Genomic DNA, 3,637 nt, shown 5'->3' with positions numbered 1-3,637 from the left:
GCGCCGTTCCCCGGCCCCCTCCGGACGTCCCGTCCCCCGCTGGCCGCTGCTGCTCGCCAGGGTCCGCATGCCGCTGATGTGGACGGCCACCCCCGCCCTCCTCGCCGGTTACCTCGGCCTCTCCTGGTGGGTGGGCAGCGTCCTGTTCGCCGCCGCGCTGGCCGTGTACCTGCGGCTGGGCACCGTGCGGTGCGAGCCCCGGGTGCTGGAACCGCCCGTGCGGGGCAGGTGGATGGCGCTCACCAGCCCCCTGGACAGCGTGCCGAGCCAGGGCAGCCACGCCTACGGGCAGACCCACGCACTGGGCCTGGTCGCCGAACCCGGCGCGGGTGCCCGCCCCGACATCGGCTGGCGGCCGCTCAGCCGCCCGCCGGGCGACTTCCCGGCCTTCGGCCAGCCCGTCCACGCGCCCGCCGACGGGACGGTGGTGACCGCTCGCGGGGGTCGGCGCGACCACCGCAGCCGCAACTCCTGGCCGTGGCTGTTCGGCTCGGTCGTGGAGAACACGTTGCGGGAGCTGCGCGGCCCGGCCGGACCGCTCGGCAACCATCTGGTGATCGACGTGGGCGGCGCCTACGTACTCCTGGGCCACCTGGAGCGCGGATCGCTGGCGGTCCGCCGCGGCGACCGCGTGCGGGCGGGTCAGACGGTGGCCCGCTGCGGGAACTCCGGTTCCTGCACCGAGCCCCAGGTGCGGATGCAGCTCATGGACCGGCCGGGTCCGCTCTTCGCCGCCGGGCTGCCGTTCGTGTGGGCGCCGGGGTGGAACGGCCGGGACGGCGGCGCGGGGCTGCCCGAGACCTGGCGTCCCGTGGTGGTCACCGGCCCCGGGCACAGGAGCGCGCCGGTGCCCGGGGCCGGAGGCGTGCCCGCTGGTCAGGCGGTTCCGACCAAGGATTAGGGTGATGAGGTAAGGCGAACCTAACGGTTCCTGGGGTTCGGCGGGAGCGTGAAGGGAGAAGAGTGGACACGGCCCAAGGACGTCCCTGTCAGCTAACGGTGTGCCGGGGCTGCTGCTGCGGCACCAAGAAGAAGGTCCCCGGGGTGGACCACAAGGCGCAACTCGCCCGCCTCAGGGCCATCGACGACCACTCCGGACGCAGCGTTCCCGTCCGCACCAGCAAGTGCCTGGGCATCTGCTTCCAGGCCAACGTGGTGGTCGTCCAGCCGTCCTCGGCCGGGCGGGCCGCAGGAGGCCGCCCGGTGTGGTTGGGGGAGGTCACCGAGGACAAGCTGGTCGAGGCCGTCGACGACTGGATCTTCGAGGGCGGGCCCGGGATCGCACCGCTGCCCGCCGTCCTGGCCGACCACCTGACCTCCAAGGACGCCAAGAAGCCGAAGAAGCGCAAGAAACCCAAGCACTCCAAGGCGGCCAAGAAGGAACGCAAGAAGGAACGCAAGAAGGACAGGCGCACGGATGCCGCCCGACCGGGCAAGAGCGGCGGGAAGAAGAAGGACGAGAAGTCCAAGAAGGGCAAGAAGGGCAAGAAGGACGACGAGAAGGCCAAAAAGGCCAAGAAGGCCAAGGACGAGAAGTCAAAGAAGGGCGGCTAGGCCGAGGGGGGACCGGCCCCGGGCCCCGGCAGCCACACCCCCGGCGCCGGACAGCCTTCCCGATGGCCGGCCGACCGGACGCGCCGGAAACCGTCCCAACGGGCCGGTCCCCGGCACGGGCGCTTACCGGCCCTGCGGCGCGAACTGGGTCCGGTACAGCGCGGTGTACAGCCCGCCCTGGTCCAGCAACTCGTCGTGCGTGCCGCGCTCCAGGATCCGGCCGTCCTCCAGCACCAGGATCTGGTCCGCTTCGCGCACCGTCGCCAGCCGGTGCGCGATCACGAGCGAGGTCCTGCCCTCCAGCGCCACGGACAGCGCCTCCTGTACGGCCGCCTCGGACCCGGAGTCCAGATGGGCCGTCGCCTCGTCCAACACCACCACCGAGGGCGCCTTCAGCAGCAGCCGCGCGATCGCCAGCCTCTGCTTCTCACCGCCTGAGAGCCGGTACCCCCGGTCGCCGACCATCGTGTCCAGCCCGTTGGGCAGCTGGTCCAGGAGGGTGCCCAGCCGTGCCATCCGCAGCACCTCCTCCAGTTCGCCGTCGGTCGCCTCCGGCCGCGCGTACCGCAGGTTCGCCCCCACGGTGTCGTGGAACAGCTGAGCGTCCTGGGTGACCACGCCGACCGCCTCGCGCAGCGAGTCGCCGGTCACCTCGCGCAGGTCCAGCCCGCCGACGAGCACCCGGCCCTCGGTCGGGTCGTACAGGCGCGACACCAGGTGCGTCAGCGTCGTCTTGCCCGCTCCGGACGGTCCCACCAGGGCCACCATCGTCCCCGGCTCCGCCCGGAACGACACCCCGCTCAGCACCTGGGTGTCCTCGTCCACCGACGCCTGAGGAGTCAGCTCCAGCGACGCCACCGACGACTCCTTCGCCGCCGGGTAGCGGAACGACACGTTGTCGAACTCCACGCCCAGACGCCCCCCGGGCAGGTCCCGGGCGTCGGGGCTCTCCTTGATGCCCGGCTCCAGGTCCAGCACCTCGAAGACCCGGTCGAAGGAGACCAGCGCGGTCATGATCTCCACGTGCACGTTGGACAGCGTCGTCACCGGCCCGTACAGGCGGGCGAGCAGTGTGGTCAGTGCCACCAGCGTGCCCACCTCGAAGGCCCCGCCGATCGCCAGCACGCCGCCGACCCCGTAGACCATCGCCATGGCCAGCGCCGTGATCAGGCCCAGCATGCTGAACAGCAGCGAGCCGAACACCGCCTGGCGCACGCCCAGGTCGCGGACACGGCTCGCGCGCCGGGCGAACCCCGCCGACTCCTCCTCGGGGCGCCCGTACAGCTTGACCAGCATCGCCCCGCCGACGTTGAACCGCTCGGTCATCAGCGAGCTCATGTCCGCGTTGGTGTCCATCGCGTCGCGGGAGATGTGCGCCAGCCGCCGCCCGATCACCTTGGCGGGGACCACGAACAGCGGGACCAGGGCCAGCGCGATCAGCGTCACCTGCCACGACAGGGCGAGCATCGTCACGATCACCGCGGTCGCGCTCACCAGGTTGGACACCACCGACTGCAGGACGGAGGTGATCGCCCGCTGCGCGCCCACCACGTCCGTGTTCAGGCGGCTGATCAGCGATCCCGTCTGCGTACGGGTGAAGAAGGCCACCGGCATCCGCTGCACGTGGGTGAACACCTGCGTGCGCAACTGGTAGATGACCCCCTCACCGATCCGGGAGGACAGCCACCTGCCGAGCAGGGTCAGCCCGCTCTCCAGCACCGCCAGACCCGCCGCCGCGAGCGCCAGCCACACCACCAGCCCGGTGTTCCCGGGCAGGATGCCGCGGTCGATGATGGCCCTGAGCAGGAGCGGGTTGGCGACCACGATCCCGGCTCCGACCGTCGTCACCAGCAGGAAGCACAGGATCACCCGCCAGTGCGGGCGGGCGTAGGAGATGATGCGTCGGGTGATCCCGGGGGGCAGTGACTGCCCCTTCGCGCTCCCGTCGTTGACCAGGGCCCTGTAGGAGGGCCTGCCGGACATCATTGTCATGAACAGCCTCGTTCTGCTTGCCTATTCGCCACGCAAGCGTCAACACCGGTGCGTGTGCGCCGCTTCCCAGGCCGCGGGTGGGGGCGGGGAG

The 3,637-nt window shown here is 71.5% G+C and carries 3 protein-coding genes; 2 read left to right on the top strand and 1 reads right to left on the bottom strand.

What is annotated here, in order from left to right; genetic code table 11:
- Both ABD54_RS25990 and ABD54_RS25985 read left to right on the top strand, forming a co-directional pair.
- Positions 1-901, top strand: a 901-nt coding sequence (locus tag ABD54_RS25990) for a M23 family metallopeptidase (RefSeq protein WP_053063658.1), incomplete at its 5' end; no start/stop codon positions are given.
- 143 nt (positions 902-1,044) lie between these two features.
- Complete coding sequence (locus tag ABD54_RS25985; RefSeq protein WP_235432205.1) at positions 1,045-1,554, top strand: (2Fe-2S) ferredoxin domain-containing protein; 510 nt, start codon at positions 1,045-1,047, stop codon at positions 1,552-1,554.
- Between the two features lie 123 nt (positions 1,555-1,677).
- On the opposite strand, the gene ABD54_RS25980 is transcribed toward ABD54_RS25985, so the two are convergent.
- The gene (locus ABD54_RS25980; protein WP_047872182.1) at positions 1,678-3,540 is read right to left on the bottom strand and encodes an ABC transporter ATP-binding protein; all 1,863 of its coding nucleotides are present in this window, start codon (positions 3,538-3,540) and stop codon (positions 1,678-1,680) included.
- Between the last annotated feature and the right edge of the window lie 97 nt (positions 3,541-3,637).

Origin of the sequence: Nocardiopsis sp. RV163, from assembly GCF_001029525.1 — a bacterium.
GTDB lineage: Bacteria > Actinomycetota > Actinomycetes > Streptosporangiales > Streptosporangiaceae > Nocardiopsis > Nocardiopsis dassonvillei.
The sequence above is the reverse complement of the archived record's forward strand: the minus strand, read 5'-3'. Positions and strand labels throughout refer to the sequence as shown.

Bases quoted from the DNA above. Each gene is read 5' to 3' on its own strand.
- ABD54_RS25980 (WP_047872182.1), bottom strand. From the start codon at position 3,540: ATGATGTCCGGCAGGCCCTCCTACAGGGCCCTGGTCAACGACGGGAGC.